Genomic DNA, 13535 nt, shown 5'->3' on the forward strand with positions numbered 1-13535 from the left:
CGGTGCCCCACGGCGATGACCGGCCTGATCACCTTTTGGCGCCCTTGGAATGGGGCAGTCGGCGCTCGGCCCACCACTACAGAACACACATTCGAATAGGGGCGTACCCTGACGGCATGGCCATGCATCTCCAGGGCTCGCTCTTCGACCAGACCGACGAGGTCCGGCTCGGTCCGCTGCGCGGGATGCGCCGGTCCGAGCTCGGTGACGGTGCCTGGACCGATCTGCTGCCCGGGTGGCTGAGCGGGGCGGACGCCCTGTTCGAGCAGCTCGCGGCCGGGGTTCCCTGGCAGGCCGAGCGCCGGCGGATGTACGAGCAGGTGGTGGACGTACCGCGACTGCTCGCCTTCTATCAGGCCGACGACGCCCTGCCGCACCCCGTCCTGGACGAGGCGAGGCGCGCCCTCTCCGCCCACTACGCCACTGAGCTCGGCGAACCGTTCACCACCGCCGGCCTCTGCTACTACCGGGACGGCCACGACAGCGTGGCCTGGCACGGGGACCGGATCGGCCGCGGCAGACGGGAGGACACGATGGTCGCGATCCTGTCCGTGGGTGCGCCGCGCGATCTGCTGCTGCGCCCGCGACGCGGCGGCGCCACGGTGCGGCGGCCGCTCGGGCACGGGGATCTGCTCGTGATGGGTGGCTCCTGCCAACGGACTTGGGAGCACGCGATCCCTAAGACCACCCGCGCGACGGGGCCGCGGATCAGCATCCAGTTCCGGCCCCACGGCGTGCACTGAAGGGGCAGCCACGGCCTTCCGCTGTCATGACAGAGGGCCCCCGAGCCGGTGATCGGCTCGGGGGCCCGGCAACTGCTGGGATCTGCGTGCTCAGTGTCTGTGGCACACCAGGTGGGCCCGGTGCCAGATCCGGGTCCAGTGGCCCGGGTGGCGGTGGCCGTGCCGGTCCCGCCAGGCCGGGTGCCAGACGCGGACCCAGTGTCCATGAACCATGTGACACCGGCCCCTGTCGACGTGCTTCGTGGGGGAGTGGTCGCCGTGGTGCGACGGCGTGGCCGAGGCGACTCCCACCGAGGAGAAGACCGCACCTCCGGCGAGGGCCACGGTGGCGGCGCCGAGAGCGATGGCGCGCTTGAACCCGTCAATCATTGAGGATCATGCCTTTCTGCGTTGCCGTGATGGTGGCTGCCCTGCCTGTGGCCGGGCAGGAATGACCATGCACCTGTGGCGCTCTCTTCATCCCGTCAACGCCCATGGTTTTGCACAATGCAGACAGAAGACTGAGAAAAGCAGAAATCCTACGAATGTGGTCGATGTGCGCGAATCCGCAGGTTGTGGGCCGGCCCCGATCACGGGGGCCGGGGCGCGTTCTGGGCCTTGTGCGCCGCCCGTGGCGGGCGGCCTCAATCCGGCGTGTTCTGCTCCAGCAGCGCCACGATGGCGGCGTGCCCCGTCTCCTGGTGGTACTCGCTCGCGTGGGTTCCGTCCGGCGCGTGGACGGTGAGCTCGACCAGCTCGGTGCCCTCGGGGCGAGGGCTGCGCCGGACCTCGCACCGGGCGTCCTGAGTCACGCCCGCTTTCCGGCGCAGCTCGCTCTCGATGTCCTTGCCGCTCGCGTCGTGGGCGATGTGCCAGGCCGTCCGGCCCTGTGCATCGGTGAGCTGCGGGGTGGCGCCGTGGTGCAACAGAGCCCGCACGACCGCTACCGATCCCCGCTCGGCTGCCGCCATCAACGGGGTGCGGTCGCGGTGGCCCGCGTCCGGATCGGCCTGTCCTTCCAGCAGGAGCTGGGCGGTCCGGTGGTGGCCATGGGTGGCCGCCCACATCAAGGGGGTGTAGGAAGTGCCGTCATCCTCCCGCAGGTCGGGGTCGGCGCCGTGCGCGAGCAGTGCGCGCACCACCTCCTCGTGACCCCAGCAGGCCGCCGCGCACAGCGGCAGCCCGTCACTTCCCGGTTGCCCTCTGCTCTCCGTATCGGGTGCGGCTCCTGCTTCGAGGAGCAGTCGCACGATGTCCAACTGCCCCGACACCGCAGCCAGGTACAACGGCGTCTCCCCGTCGGCGTCCGGTGCGGTGGGGGAAGCGCCCTGCCGCAGGAGCGCTTCCACCGTGCCTGCCTGGTTCGCGTAGATGGCAGAGATGAGTTGTGGGGTCAACGCCTCGGTCATGCAGAGTCCTTGCGTGGGAGAGCCGGCTTCGGCGAAGCGTACGACGGCCCGCCCGAGGCCGCCGCGGTCGTGGCGCATCCGGCGACGGCGGGCGGGGTTCGGCATGCCGCACGGGCCGTTCGGTGTAGGCGTGTGTCACCCGTCGCCGTGCGGTGCCACCCGTCCGCGGGCCCCACTGGTCCGTGGTGACCACCGCCCGCGATCCCAACCGCCCGCAGGGAAGCGCCGGTTCACCCGCCGCTCGGGAAGATCCGGTCCAGGTGATGGCGGAGGATCACCGCGGCGGCCTCCGGGGTGCGTTGGCCGACCAGGGCGCTGGTGCCGAGGCCGGCCGACAGGGCGAGCAGACTGATCGCCTCGGTGCGTACGTCCAGGTCGGCTGGGGTGAGACCGGCCTTGCGTGCCCGCTCCAGCTGGTCGGCGAGCACATCCTCGGTGGCGTTGGGGCCGTCGATGAACGGCTGGGCGGCCAGTGCCTCGTCCGTCACGGCCAGCACGGCGTAGGCGGTGTACACGAGGTGAAAGGCCCGGCTCTCCTCGTCGGTGGGCAGTGCTTCGAGGAGCACGGCCTCGATCACCTCCCGTGGTCCCGGAGCGTCCCCGGCGGCCCTGACCCGGTCGGCGATCCGGGCGCTGAGTCCGGTGGTGAGCCACTGCAGGCCATGGAGCAGCAGCTTTTCCTTGGTCTCGAAGTAGTACTGCACCAGCCGGAGGGAAACCCCCGCTTCGGTGGCGACATCGCGCATCCCGACGGCGTGCAGACCGCGCCGCCCGGCCACCCGGACCAGCGCCTCGGTGATCTGTGCGCGCCGTTCCTCGTGGTCCACCCGCTTCGGCATCAGCCCGTGCCCTCCGCTTCGTTCGTTCCGTTTGGTTCGTTCTGTCCGGCCTGTGGCACGGCTGCATGATACCGGTGTATCACGTTGGTGATACGGTGGTACCACTAAATCTGCTGTCCGGAGGTGGCCTGCCATGCCTGGAACCAAGACACGTGATCGCAATCCCGCGGTCGGCCGCTATGTGAACGAGGCCCTGCGCGACCGGTACTTCGCCGCCTGCGACGCCGTCTACGCACTGGGACCGGCCCCGCAAGGGGAGTTGGACGTGGCGACCCGCTTCGGGACCACCCATGTCTACCGGTACGGGCCGGCCGATCCCGGCGCTGCTTCCCGGACCCCCGTGGTGCTGGTGCACGGCGCCGGGGGCAACTCGTCGCAGTGGTACCCGAACGTCGCCGCACTGAGCGCGGAGCGCCCGGTCTACGCGGTCGACACCATCGGCGACGCGGGCCGCAGTGTGCAGGACGAACCCATCCATCAGCCCGAACGTGCCGCCCAGTGGCTGGACGAGACGCTCGACGGCCTCGGGCTCGACCGTGTCCACCTCGTCGGGTCCTCCTACGGTGGATGGCTCGCCCTCAACCAGGCGCTGCACCGGCCCGGCCGGCTGGCCTCGGTCACTCTGCTGGACCCGGGCGGCCTGGAGAAGGTGGGGATCCGGTTCTTCAGCTGGGTCTTCGTCAGCCTTCTGGCATCCTTCGCGCCGAAGGCGATACGTCCGCGGCTGGCCTCCTGGCTCGAACAGCCGGTCCTGGTGGTGCCGGAGCTAAGGAAGATGGTGCAGCTCGGCGTCCGGGCCTACTGCATCCGCCGCCCTGCCCCGCTCCCCCTCACCGAAGCGGAAATGCGCCGTATCCGTACCCCGCTGTATGTGCTGCTGGGCAAGCGGAGCCTGCTGGTGCACCCGGAACGGCAGCGGGAACGCGTTCCGCGTCTGGTGCCCGGCGCCCGCGTCGAGATCATCGCCGACACCGGCCACGGACCGCAGATCGACCACGCGGAGCAGGTCAACAGCCGCATGGTGAGCTTTATGGACTCCATCAACTGATCTGGCCCTGGGGCTGGTTGATGTGACCAGTGACCCGGTGACCCGGTGACCCGGTGACCCGGTGACCCGGTGACGCAGTGGGGCGGCCGGGCGGCCGGGGAGGAGCAGAGGGCCGCTCCGCCCCGGCCACACCGGCGTGTGCCGCTCCCTTCAACAAGCGACCTGGCGCCGCCACCTCATCAAGACCTCGGTGACGGCGGTCCCGCCCCCCCCGTGTCACCGCCCCGCCAGTTGCTCCACGGCCGTCAGGACCCGGCCGGCGCCGTCCTCGGCGCCGATCAACGCCGAGACCTGCCGGGCGCGATGACGGTACCGGGGGTCGTGCACGGCCTTCCGTACGGCCTCCGCCAGGCCCTCCACGGACAGCCGCCGGAACGGCACCTTTCCTGGACTGACCCTGAGGGCGGTGAGACGTGACGCCCAGAAGGACTGGTCCAGCATCATCGGCACCGGGACCGCCGGCACCCCCGCGCGCAGACCGGCCGCGGTGGTTCCGGCGCCCGCGTGATGGACGACGGCCGACATCCGCGGAAACAGCCAGGCGTGCGGCACCTCGCCCACCGTCAGCGCATCGTCACCGTCCACCGAAAGACCGGCCCAGGTCGCCTGGACGACACCGCGTACTCCGGCGAGCTTCAGGGCGCGTGCCACGAGACGCCCGAGTCGCTCCGGATCGCTTGGCTGCATGCTGCCGAATCCCACATACACCGGTGGCGGACCGGACCGCAGGAAGTCCGCGAGCCGGGGCTCCGGCGTCCAGCCAGGGGCCTCCGACGGCCACCAGTAGCCCGCCACCTCCATCCCCGGCCGCCAGTCGGCAGGCCGGGGGACCACCACCGGGCTGAATCCGTGCTGGACGGGCCACGTGGCCCGCCGGCGTTCGAGGGCGGCCGTCGGCACATCCAGCCGCCGCTGCAGATGGCGCACGCCAGGGGCAAAGGCCCGGGTCAGCAAGGACTCGGCGCACCGTGCCGCAGCCCGGTTGGCGAACGGTCCCATCGACGGCATGTCGAAGATGACCGGCGGGAACTCCCGTGTAGGCGCGAGGGGTTGCAGGAAGACGCCGAGGCTGGGCAGTCCCAGACCCTCCGCCGCCACGAGCCCCAAGGGCGCCAGACTGCTGGACAGCAGCACGACTTCCGCCCCCGCTGCACAGGCCTCCGTCACGGCATCGGCCATCTCCGGCGCCAATTCCCTGGCCAGCCGTATCTGTTCGACCTTGGAGAGATCCGCCCCGGAGCCGCCCTGCCCCGACCCGTCTCCCTGTCGGGAGCCCGCTCCCGAGGTGGCGTACCGGTCGAGCGGTAACGGGCGGAAGCCGAGGCCGCTGCGGCGGACCGTCTCGGCCGAGCGGGCATGGGTGGCCAGCACCACCCGGTGTCCGGCTTGCCGCAGCCGGGCACCGAGGCCGGTGTAGGGAGCGACGTCCCCGTGCGAACCGGCGGTAGCGATCAGGATGTGCATGGTCGGCAGTGTTCCGTTCCCTGAGTTCCGGCGATTCCGACCACGTGGTGCTTCACTCGGGTGGGCTATCCACCGCAGCCCCGTGGAGCCGAAAGCGCTTGATTTTCCGCACGGTTGTGCAGGGCGGCGGCTGTCAGTCCCGTCGTGCGATCACCCGGTAGGCGTTGGAGAGACGGGTGCGCCGGGTGAGCGGTGCCAGCAGGATGTCGAGTCCGAAGAGGACGAGAAGCGCGGGTGCGGCGGCCAGCAGGGACAGCCTGCGGACCCAGCGGCTGACCGGGCCGGGCTTCCTGGGCAGCCAGGGCAGATCTTCGCCCGGCAGCACGGAGTTGAGCACGTTCACGGCCGCGGAAGTCAGATCGGTCGGGATGTGCGGCTCCCGCCGGTTGGTCGCCACCACGGTGAAACCCTGCTCGGTCAGCGCCCCGCAGAGGTTGTCCAGGGGGATGAGGTGCAGATGCTGCGGCTGGAGCCATGGGCCCCACCAGCGGCCGAGCAACCGGGCGGCGGCGGACTGGGGGTCGGGGACTTCGATCAGGAGGTGCCCGCCGCGCCGGAGCGCCGTATGCGCGGCGGCCAGTTCTTGCCGCGGCGCCAGCGTGTGTTCCAGGTAGTGGTACATGCTCACCACGTCGTACTGGCAGCTGAGCTGGCCCGCCAGACCGGCGAAGGAGCCCCGGTAGGCACGGGCGAGGCGGCCGTTGCGTACGCCGATCTCGACGCCTTCGCCCCAGTCGAGCCCGTGGAACTCGGTACGCGGATGGATTCTCCTGGCCTCGGCGCAGAAGTGGCCGTGGCCGGTCCCCACGTCCAGCCAGCGTCCGGGGCGGCTGAACGGGAGCAGTGCCCGTGCGCGGGTCCGGTAGAGCTTGACCGCGAGGGGCGAGGCGGCCATCCGCGCCATCGTTGCTTCGCCCAGGCCGTCGTAGCAGTCGCGGTAGTAGAAATCCAGCCCGTCCGCGCTCAGCCGGGGGTTCTGGAAGACGTGCCCGCAGTTGCGGCACTGGTCGAGTACGAAGTTCCCCGGTTTGCGCTGGGGATGGTTGGTGGTGCACAGACGCCGGCGCAGGCGGGCGGAGGTGCACCAGGGACAGGTGGTGCGCTCCGGATCGAAGAACTGCTCCAGCCCATGCGCCAGTTCGTCCTGGTAGCGGGGTCTGTGGGCGGCGATCTGCTCGCTTCGCTTGTTCATCACGGGGAGCCCCTTTCAGCTGTAGTCCTGGTGGCGTGGGCGTGGCTGTCGGTGTTGATGGTGGGCGCGATACACGAGGTTGGTTTTCCTGGGCAGTACCGCAAGCAGACCGAGCCGGACCGGCCGGCCGAGGCGAGCGGCCACCTGCTGCTGCGCCGCCCCGATCGCGCACCGCGGCAGGAAAGCCCGCCAGGGCAGCTGCGCCCGCGGCCGGCCAGGGCACCGTCCGGCGCTCACGAGGCCGCTGCCGCACGGGTACGAGCACGGGCACGAGGCGTGGAGAAACGACGCACACATGGCCGTTCCACCCCTGCGTACAGCAGCCACGAAGTCAGCAGTACGAAGGGAAGGCCGACCAGCACCACACTGAGATTGCTCCAGCCGTGGCCCGTCAGCCCCAGGTACAGCAGCCCCAGCACCAGGAAGTGGGTGAGATACATGGCGTAGGACATCTCACCGAGGAGCACCAGGGGCCGGGTACGCAGCAGCGAGGTCCGGTCGTGCAGATCCAGCTCCGCGGTCGCGTACACCAGCACGACGAGCGGGGCCACGGTCGAGGCCGCGTACAGGAAGCGCTGCGGCAGGAACTCGGGGTTCACGACGATCGCGCTGATGACACCCAGCGCGGCCGGGATCACGCCGATCCGCGGAATCCGGAGTCCCGACGAGGCGATACGCGCCGCCAGCATGCCGAGGACGAACTCCGGCAGCCGCGTGACCGGCAGCATGTACAGGAACCAGTACTCGGGAAAGGACGAGCCGTCAGGGTTGACGGCGAACGCACAGAACACCGGCCACAACCAGACGGCCGCGATCGCCGTGGCCGCGCCGATGAGCAGCCCACGAGGCGACAGCCGCTTGATCCAGGGCAGCATCACGGGGAAGAGCAGGTAGAAGAACACTTCGGCCGCGAGGGACCAGGACACCGGGTTGCCCGCGGAGACGAAAAGGTGGCTGGGTACCCAGGTGTGCACCAGGAAGAGGCTGGAGAGACTCGCCGCTATCCCGGATCCCTTGGTGAGGGTCGTCGCACCGGCACAGGCGAGCGCGCCGACGACCACGCACCAGGTGAGGAGGTGATTGGGATAAATCTTGGCGGCCCGCCGACGCCAGAAAGCGCGGGCGGTGTCGTCCGGGCGGGCGGAGTGCGTGAGCACATAGCCGCTCAGAATGAAGAAGAGCGAGACCGCACTCCCGCCCACCCACACTTCGGGCCCGAGGGTCTCGGCGAGATGAGGGTTGATCATCAGCATGCTGTGCGTATAGAGAACTCCGACCGCGGCGGCGAAGCGCAGACCGGTCAGCGAAGACAACCGCTTGGGAGCAGGGGACGCGCTGTTCGTGCCCGGCGGTTTCGCGTCCCGGTGATCGGCAAGGGGGCTTCCCGCCATGGCGGTTGACTCGGACGACGGACCGGAATGATGGTGCACGAGAGGCCTCCTGCGGCGGAAACGCCCGGGCCCGTGGCACCACTCATCTACCTATGGCTGCGCCGGTGGGACGCCCGGGATCGGATGGGAAGGACTGGTCCTTGCCCCGTGCGGAGGAATGGGCGGCCCGTCGCGCGGATAGCACGATTGAGCCACCGCGGCACGCCCTGTGCATAGGGTGGGTGACCCGATTTCACTCGTACGGTCCAGCGTTTGGCGGCCGCGTCGGCATGACGTCACCCGGCGCGAAGAATCGCCACCTTGGTGGGTTCCCCGGACCGGCAGAAAGCCCTCCGCGAACCACGCATGCCGGAATTCCCGTACCGCGGCGAACGCTGCGCCGGACCGGCCACCGGCCGTACAGGTGATTCCTGCGGACCTGTGGCCGGGCAGGTGTGGTGCGCAGCGCGGCCAGGAAGGGATACGTCCGCGCCGCGATGTCACGCCCTCGGGCCGCAGGCGGTGCTCACCGCCCCTTGAGGGGGCCGGGCAGGAAGCGAAGCAACCGCATCCGGCCCGACGCCCCTCGTCCGGTCCCCTCCCCACCAGAGGTTCCGAGTTGAAGCCCACCCGCGTACCGACGCCCCGCACCGCCCTCACCGGTGCCGGTCTGGTGGTGGCCCTGACCGCCGCCACACTCGGCCTGCAGACCGCCGATGCCGCCCCCGCCCGGACCCCCGACCCCCCGTCGGCCACCGCCGCCGGCCAGCGCGCCAAGGGCATCAGCTCCACCCTCGGTGCCGACGGGGCGGGCGCCTACTACGACGCCGAGCATCACAAGCTCATCGTCAACGTCACCACCGAGGCCGCCGCGGCCAAGGCACGGGCGGCCGGCGCCGAACCCAGGATCGTCAAGCACTCGCTCGCCTCGCTGGACGCCGCCCGCGCGACCCTCAAGAAGCAGGCCGCGATCCCCGGCACCTCCTGGGGGATGGACCCCAGGCGCAACAAGGTGGTCATCAACGCCGACCGCACGGTGCAGGGTGACAAGCTGGAGCAGCTCAAGAGGGTCGCCGCCGCGCTCGGTGACCGGGCCGCCGTCACACGGTCGGCGGACACCCTGCAGCCGCTGATCGCCGGCGGCGACGCCATCTGGGGTACCGGAGCGCGCTGCTCGCTCGGCTTCAACGTCACCAAGGGCGGACAGCCGTACTTCCTGACCGCGGGGCACTGCACCAATGCCGTGCGGAGCTGGTCCGCGACGCAGGGGGGTGACGAGATCGCGGTGACCGAGGCCGGTACCTTCCCCGGTGACGACTTCGGGATCGTGAAGTACACCGCCACCGGCATCGTGCACCCCAGCGAGGTGGATCTCTACAACGGCAGCATGCAGCCCATCGCCAAGGCGGGCGAACCGATCGTGGGCCAGAAAGTGCAGCGCAGCGGCGGTTCCACGCAGGTGCACGAAGGTGACGTCATCGCGCTCGAGGTGACAGCCAACTACCAGCAGGGATCGGTCGACGGTCTGATCCAGGCCGCTGTCTGCGCGGAGGCCGGGGACAGCGGCGGCTCGCTTTTCGAGGATGACACCGCGCTAGGCCTGACCTCAGGTGGCAGGGGCGACTGTTCCTCGGGTGGCGTGACCTATTACCAGCCGGTGCGCGAGGCCCTTGAGAAGACCGGGGCACAGATCGGCTGATCCGGCCCGAGGTATACGAGGAAGCCCGGCACCGCTCACCCAGCCTCTCCCGGAGAACCAGAACGTCCCTTGAGCAGGCAGCCACATGTCGGGACGTCAGCCGGCAGATGAAAGAGTGTCCTGTCGAGCGACGACGGGGCCCTTGGACGGGCCGGGGGTGGACAGGGTGAGGCAGGCATGAACGCGCAGGGGCAGGAGAACGACGGTCGGGAACCGGGGGGCCACCTGCCGGATGACGCGGTCCCTCTGCGGCCACGCCCGGGGAACCACTACGCGACCGCGTCGCGCGCGGCGTACGACGGCTCGGCGGAGAATCCGCCGTTGCCCGGAGCCGCCGGGAGCGGAGGGGTGCCGTCCGGCCGGACGGCCGCGCCACAGGACTCAGCGCGGGCGGACGGCGGGAATCCGGCGGGGGAGCAGAGCGCTCCGCTCCCGTCGCAGGCCGGTGAGCCGATACCCGAGCCGAAGGCGGCGGGTGGCTCACCGAGTCTGCTGAAGTCCAGCGCCGTCATGGCGGCGGGCACCATCGTCTCCCGCATCACCGGGTTCCTCCGCACGCTCGTCATCGCCGCGGCGCTCGGCGTCGGCACCCTCAACGACTCCTACCAGGTCGCCAATGTCCTGCCCTCGATGATCTACTTCCTGGTCGGCGGCGGTGCGTTGAACGCCGTCTTCGTACCGCAACTCGTGCGCGCCATGAAGAAGGACGACGACGGTGGTGAGGCCTACGCCAACCGTCTGATCACCCTGGTCATGGTGGTGCTGGCGGGTGTCACGGTCATCTGTGTGCTGGCGGCTCCGCTCCTGGTGCACCTGATGTCGCCGGATATCGCCGCCGACCCGCGGCGGATGGCCGTCACCGTGGCCTTCGCCCGGTACTGCCTGCCCACCATGTTCTTCATGGGCGCCCACCTGGTGCTCGGACAGATCCTCAACGCCCGGGGCCGCTTCGGCGCGATGATGTGGACCCCGGTGCTCAACAACCTCGTGACCATCGCGGCCTTCGGCGGTTTCATCTGGGCCTTCGGCGGCTTCACCGATTCCGGCGTCAGCCCCTCCACCATCACCCCCGAAGGGGTACGGCTCCTGGGCCTCGGCACCCTGCTGGGCCTGGTCGTGCAAGCGCTGGCGATGCTGCCCTACCTGCGCGACGCCCGGTTCAAGCTCCGCCCGCGCTTCGACTTCCGCGGTCATGGCCTCGGCAGGGCCATGGGCCTGGCCAAATGGACGCTCCTCTTCGTACTCGCCAACCAGCTCGGCCAGACCGTCGTGATCCAACTGGCGACCAAGGCGGGCTCCCTCGCCGATCGGGCCGGGCACACCGGCTCCGGTATCACCGCCTACAACTACGCCCTGCTGCTGTGGCAGATGCCGCAGGCCATCATCACCGTGTCGGTCATGACCGCGGTGCTGCCCCGGATGTCGCGCGCGGTCCAGAACGACGACGTGACCGCGATCCGCGACGACATCTCCTACGGCCTGCGGACCTCCGCCGTCGCCATCGTGCCCTGTGCGTTCGCCTTCCTGGCGCTGGGTGTACCGATGGCCACCCTGCTCTACGCCGGCTCCGGCGCCGAGGGCGCCCGGGGTATCGGCTACGTTCTCATGGCCTTCGGCCCGGGACTCATTCCCTTCTCGGTGCAATACGTCGTGCTGCGCGGCTTCTACGCCTACGAGGACACCCGGACCCCCTTCTACAACACCGTCATCGTCGCCGTGGTGAACGCCGCCGCGTCCGGGGCGTGTTTCGCTCTCCTCCCGGCGCACTGGGCCGTCGCCGGAATGGCCGCCTCCTACGGTCTGGCCTACGCGGTCGGCGTCGGAACCGCCTGGCGCCGACTGCGCAGGCGGCTGGGCGGCGACCTGGACGGCTCACGCGTCCTGCGTACCTATGCCCGGCTGATCGGCGCGGCGACCCCCGCGGCGCTCGCGGGCGGCGGTGTGGCGTACGCGGTCACCCAGGCCGTCGGCAGCGACGCCCTGGGCTCACTCGTGACGCTGCTGGCCGGCGGCAGTGTCCTGCTCGGCGTCTTTGTGCTCCTCGCGCACTGGATGCGGGTGTCGGAGCTCAGCGCCATGGTCGGCATGGTCCGGGGACGCCTCGGCCGCTGAGCCCGGGTCGGGGGAGGCGGCCGACGGGCTGTCGCCGTTCAGTCGGCGAAGCGGCGGACATAGCGCTTCTGCCAGGGGGTTTCGACGGCCCGGGGATCGTAGTTCCGGCGTACAAAGTCCACTGCCTCGCCGGCCGGTACGCCGTCCAGGACAGCGAGACAGGCCAGGGCTGTGCCGGTCCGGCCCCGGCCACCGGCGCAGGCGATCTCGACGCGTTCGGTCCCGGCACGCGCCCATGCCGCACGGAGCATCGCTTGGGCCTGGGGGTGGCTGCTGGGCAGCCGGAAGTCGGGCCAGCGCAGCCACTGGAATTCCCACGGGACCTCGGGCGGCTGCTTGCCGAGGAGATAGACGGCGAAGTCCGGCGCCGGGCCGGCCGGCAGCGGTCGGCGAAGCCCCCGGCCTCGGATCAGACGCCCGGACGGAAGCCTCAGGACCCCGGCGTCGGTAGCGTTCCAGGTATCGGTCATCCGCTCACCGTATCGGTCACCCGCTCAGTGGATCGGTAGGTGGAACCCATCAAGGACCGGGCATTCAGGGGTAGTTGCTGACGCTCGCCATCGACGGGCCGGCCGGTGCCCGGTGTGCGGTGCCCGGCGCCCGGTGTGCGTCAGCGCTCGGCGTATCAGGATCGGAGCCCAGCGGCGGCGCCGGTGTTCTGCGCCCCTGCATTTGCGCGCTCTGCCAATCGGGTGAGGCGGCGTCAAGGCCCTTGCAGGTGTCCTCACCCCGGTGGGTAACTGGTCATATTCCAATCCGGTGGGCTGCCCATTCCTCTCGGGGAAGTGGCAACTGGCCTGCCCTTGTTCCCGATTGAGAGTGCAGGCAGCGGTGCCGCCCTGGCATTGCGGCAGGCGCCCTCCCGCTTGAGGAAGTGTATGTACCTCCCGGTTCCCCTTCGTGGGTGCCGGCTGGTGCGGTAGCTCACGTCACCTCTTCCTGGGGGCGTCATGCGAACTGTCCGCACGTTGCGATCGATTCTCGGGGTCTGTGCGATGACCATGGGACTGACCGTGGCAATGGCCGCGGTCCCGACCACGGCCCAAGCCCAGGTCCCGGTGCTGTGCAGCGAGGCCTCGCTGGTGAACGCGATCAACGCGGCGAACGCCGCCGGCGGGGAAACCCTGGCACTCGTTCCGTTCTGCACCTACCAGCTCACCAGTGCTCACGGGAGTTCGCCCCACGGGCCGGTGGGGCTGCCGCCGATCACCACCCCGATCACCTTGCTGGGTCTGGGAGTCACCATCACCCGCGCACCGAACGTGCCGGCCTTCCGGATTCTGCAGGTGGAGGGTGCCGCGAACGTGCCGGGTACCAAAGGCCAGTTGACTGCGGTGGGTCTCACCCTCCGCGGTGGCAGCGCGGCGTCTCCGTACCCGGGAGGCGGCCTCTCCAATCTGGGGGGCACGGTCTCGCTGCTCTCCAGTTCCGTCACCGGCAACACCGCCGTCGCCGGGGGCGGCATCTACAACGACAACGGCAGCGTCACGCTGACCACCAGCTCCGTCACCGGTAACCAGGCAACCTCCGGCGGGGGCGGCGGCATCTACGTCAACTCCGGTGGTGTGACGTTGCTGGGCACGGCGGTGCGCGACAACACCCCGGACAACTGTGCTCCGTCAGGCAGCGTCATGGGCTGCACCTGACGGTCCGGCCCGAGATCTCGGCCGAATGCTCCAC

General features: G+C 70.2%; 13 protein-coding genes. 5 read left to right on the forward strand and 8 right to left on the reverse strand.

Going from position 1 to position 13535, the window contains the following annotated elements; translation table 11 throughout:
- Positions 1-116 precede the first annotated feature (116 nt).
- A complete protein-coding gene (locus AB0C46_RS01545; RefSeq protein ID WP_362824823.1) occupies positions 117-743 on the forward strand; it encodes an alpha-ketoglutarate-dependent dioxygenase AlkB in 627 nt (208 codons plus the stop codon).
- 90 nt (positions 744-833) lie between these two features.
- Here AB0C46_RS01545 and AB0C46_RS01550 read toward each other — a convergent pair whose 3' ends face one another.
- From AB0C46_RS01550 to AB0C46_RS01560, 3 genes are all read right to left on the reverse strand, one after another.
- Entirely contained in the window at positions 834-1112 is a 279-nt protein-coding gene (locus AB0C46_RS01550; protein WP_362824824.1) for a hypothetical protein, read from the reverse strand.
- Positions 1113-1366: 254 nt separating this feature from the next.
- A complete protein-coding gene (locus AB0C46_RS01555; RefSeq protein ID WP_362824825.1) occupies positions 1367-2131 on the reverse strand; it encodes an ankyrin repeat domain-containing protein in 765 nt (254 codons plus the stop codon).
- Positions 2132-2361: 230 nt separating this feature from the next.
- The gene (locus AB0C46_RS01560; RefSeq protein WP_362824826.1) at positions 2362-2970 is read right to left on the reverse strand and encodes a TetR/AcrR family transcriptional regulator; all 609 of its coding nucleotides are present in this window, start codon (positions 2968-2970) and stop codon (positions 2362-2364) included.
- Positions 2971-3103: 133 nt separating this feature from the next.
- Between AB0C46_RS01560 and AB0C46_RS01565 the strand changes: the two genes are divergently transcribed.
- Positions 3104-4018, forward strand: coding sequence for an alpha/beta fold hydrolase (locus AB0C46_RS01565; RefSeq protein WP_362824827.1), 915 nt, complete (start codon positions 3104-3106; stop codon positions 4016-4018).
- A 216-nt stretch (positions 4019-4234) separates the two neighbouring features.
- Here AB0C46_RS01565 and AB0C46_RS01570 read toward each other — a convergent pair whose 3' ends face one another.
- The 3 genes from AB0C46_RS01570 to AB0C46_RS01580 form a co-directional block, all read right to left on the reverse strand.
- Positions 4235-5482 (reverse strand): glycosyltransferase, encoded by a 1248-nt coding sequence (locus AB0C46_RS01570; protein WP_362824829.1) that lies wholly within the window; start codon positions 5480-5482, stop codon positions 4235-4237.
- A gap of 133 nt (positions 5483-5615) precedes the next feature.
- A complete protein-coding gene (locus AB0C46_RS01575) occupies positions 5616-6674 on the reverse strand; it encodes a class I SAM-dependent methyltransferase (protein ID WP_362824830.1) in 1059 nt (352 codons plus the stop codon).
- Positions 6675-6907: 233 nt separating this feature from the next.
- Positions 6908-8065 carry an acyltransferase gene (locus AB0C46_RS01580; protein WP_362824831.1) on the reverse strand — a complete coding sequence of 386 codons (1158 nt, stop codon included), beginning with the start codon at positions 8063-8065 and terminating at the stop codon, positions 6908-6910.
- A 598-nt stretch (positions 8066-8663) separates the two neighbouring features.
- Here AB0C46_RS01580 and AB0C46_RS01585 point away from each other — a divergent pair.
- The gene (locus AB0C46_RS01585; RefSeq protein WP_362824832.1) at positions 8664-9743 is read left to right on the forward strand and encodes a S1 family peptidase; all 1080 of its coding nucleotides are present in this window, start codon (positions 8664-8666) and stop codon (positions 9741-9743) included.
- A gap of 269 nt (positions 9744-10012) precedes the next feature.
- Here AB0C46_RS01585 and AB0C46_RS01590 read toward each other — a convergent pair whose 3' ends face one another.
- Positions 10013-10282, reverse strand: coding sequence for a hypothetical protein (locus AB0C46_RS01590; RefSeq protein ID WP_362824834.1), 270 nt, complete (start codon positions 10280-10282; stop codon positions 10013-10015).
- Between AB0C46_RS01590 and murJ the strand changes: the two genes are divergently transcribed.
- The gene (gene murJ / locus AB0C46_RS01595) at positions 10254-11855 is read left to right on the forward strand and encodes a murein biosynthesis integral membrane protein MurJ (RefSeq protein WP_362824835.1); all 1602 of its coding nucleotides are present in this window, start codon (positions 10254-10256) and stop codon (positions 11853-11855) included. The two genes, AB0C46_RS01590 and murJ, sit on opposite strands and share 29 nt — an antisense overlap.
- Before the next feature lie 38 nt (positions 11856-11893).
- On the opposite strand, the gene AB0C46_RS01600 is transcribed toward murJ, so the two are convergent.
- Positions 11894-12325, reverse strand: coding sequence for a protein-tyrosine phosphatase family protein (locus tag AB0C46_RS01600; RefSeq protein WP_362824837.1), 432 nt, complete (start codon positions 12323-12325; stop codon positions 11894-11896).
- A 525-nt stretch (positions 12326-12850) separates the two neighbouring features.
- On the opposite strand from AB0C46_RS01600, the gene AB0C46_RS01605 reads away from it, so the two are divergent.
- A complete protein-coding gene (locus tag AB0C46_RS01605) occupies positions 12851-13501 on the forward strand; it encodes a hypothetical protein (RefSeq protein WP_362824839.1) in 651 nt (216 codons plus the stop codon).
- Positions 13502-13535 lie beyond the last annotated feature (34 nt).

The organism is Streptomyces sp. NPDC048637 (assembly GCF_040650675.1).
Taxonomy (GTDB): domain Bacteria; phylum Actinomycetota; class Actinomycetes; order Streptomycetales; family Streptomycetaceae; genus Streptomyces.